This window comes from Arthrobacter sp. Y3225116, assembly GCF_059091245.1.
The window spans coordinates 1-1,528 of the sequence record NZ_JBNHGL010000410.1 but is presented as its reverse complement, the minus strand read 5'-3'; the positions used below and the strand labels follow the sequence as shown (position 1 = coordinate 1,528).

The window sequence follows — 1,528 nt, the reverse complement described above, 5'->3', positions numbered from 1 at the left end:
GCGGGCGGCCGGGCGCGACCAGGGCGCCGGACGGGATTGCGGACAACCTACGGGACGAACGGGAGAACATGACGACGACGACGGCGGTGCGCGCCCCGGTGCCCTACTGGGTGTATCCGCTGGCTGCGGCCGGCGCCGTCTTCGTCCTGCTGCCGCTGGCCGGGATGGCCGCGCGCGTGAACTGGCTGGAGTTTCCACGGCTCGTGACCTCCGAGCCGGCGCTGGCCGCGCTGGGCCTGAGCCTGCGGACTGCCGCCACCAGCACGGCCTTGTGCATCGTGCTGGGCGTCCCGATGGCGCTCGTGCTGGCGCGCAGCAGTTTCCCCGGCCAGCAGGTCGTCCGGTCGCTGGTGCTCTTGCCCCTGGTGCTGCCGCCCGTCGTCGGCGGCCTGGCCCTGCTGTATACGTTCGGGCGCCGCGGGCTGCTCGGCGGCACCTTCGAAATGATCGGCCTCGAGATCGCGTTCTCCACCACCGCCGTGGTGCTCGCGCAGTCCTTCGTGGCGCTGCCGTTCCTCGTGTTAAGCCTGGAAGGTGCGCTGCGCACGGCGGGCACCAGGTATGAAACGGTCGCGGCAACGCTGGGCGCCCGGCCGTCCCGCGTCCTGCGCACGGTGACCCTGCCGCTGGTGCTGCCCGGGCTGCTCTCCGGGGCGGTGCTGTCCTTTGCCCGGTGCCTGGGCGAGTTCGGAGCCACGCTGACTTTTGCCGGAAGCCTGGAGGGAGTCACGCGCACGCTCCCGCTGGAGATCTACCTGCAGCGGGAAACCGATGCCGATGCCGCGGTGGCGCTGTCGCTCGTGCTGGTGGTGGTCGCCGTCGCGGTGGTGATGCTGGTCCACCGCAGGAGCGGTCCGGGCCGGGCGGCGGGTCTCCCATGAGCCTGGAACTGACGGCGCGGCTGCCGTCCCGCGGCTTCGAGGCCGACTTCAGCGTCGCGGACGGAGAAACCGTCGCCGTGCTCGGCCCGAACGGGGCCGGCAAGTCGACCCTGCTGGGTTTGGTTGCCGGGCTGCTGCGCCCCGCCTGGGGCCGGGCGGAACTGGACGGCAAGGTCCTGTTCAGCGCCGGGCAGCCGCAGCCGGACCGCTGGGTGCCTGCCCATGCCCGCGGCGTCGGCCTGCTGGCGCAGGAGCCGCTGTTGTTTCCGCACCTGGGCGTCGAGGCTAACGTTGCCTACGGGCTGCGCAGCCGGGGAGCCTCCCGGGTTGATGCCCGCAGGGCAGCCCGGCATTGGCTGGCGGAAGTGGAAGCCTCCGGGCTGGCCGACCGCCGGCCGGGAGAGCTGTCCGGGGGCCAGGCGCAGCGCGTAGCGGTAGCCCGTGCGCTGGCGGCCGACCCCTCGCTGCTGCTGTTGGACGAGCCGATGTCCGCCCTCGATATCACGGCGGCCCCGGCCCTGCGCAGGCTGCTCCGCCGGGTGCTGGCGGGGCGGAGCGCCGTCGTTTCCGGTTAACGGTCTCCATGGTGGAGGTCTTCGACACAGTGCCGCGCAGCGGCAGCTTGGGGGAGACGTGGAAGGACACGG

At 72.7% G+C, this 1,528-nt stretch carries 2 protein-coding genes; both read left to right on the top strand.

Translation table 11 applies throughout. The features are described from left to right. Positions 1–68 precede the first annotated feature (68 nt). A complete protein-coding gene (locus tag AC5RV2_RS17870; protein WP_494093440.1) occupies positions 69–881 on the top strand; it encodes an ABC transporter permease in 813 nt (270 codons plus the stop codon). Continuing rightward, a complete protein-coding gene (locus AC5RV2_RS17865; protein ID WP_494093439.1) occupies positions 878–1,456 on the top strand; it encodes an ATP-binding cassette domain-containing protein in 579 nt (192 codons plus the stop codon). Before AC5RV2_RS17870 ends, AC5RV2_RS17865 begins: the two co-directional genes overlap by 4 nt. Positions 1,457–1,528: the final 72 nt, after the last annotated feature.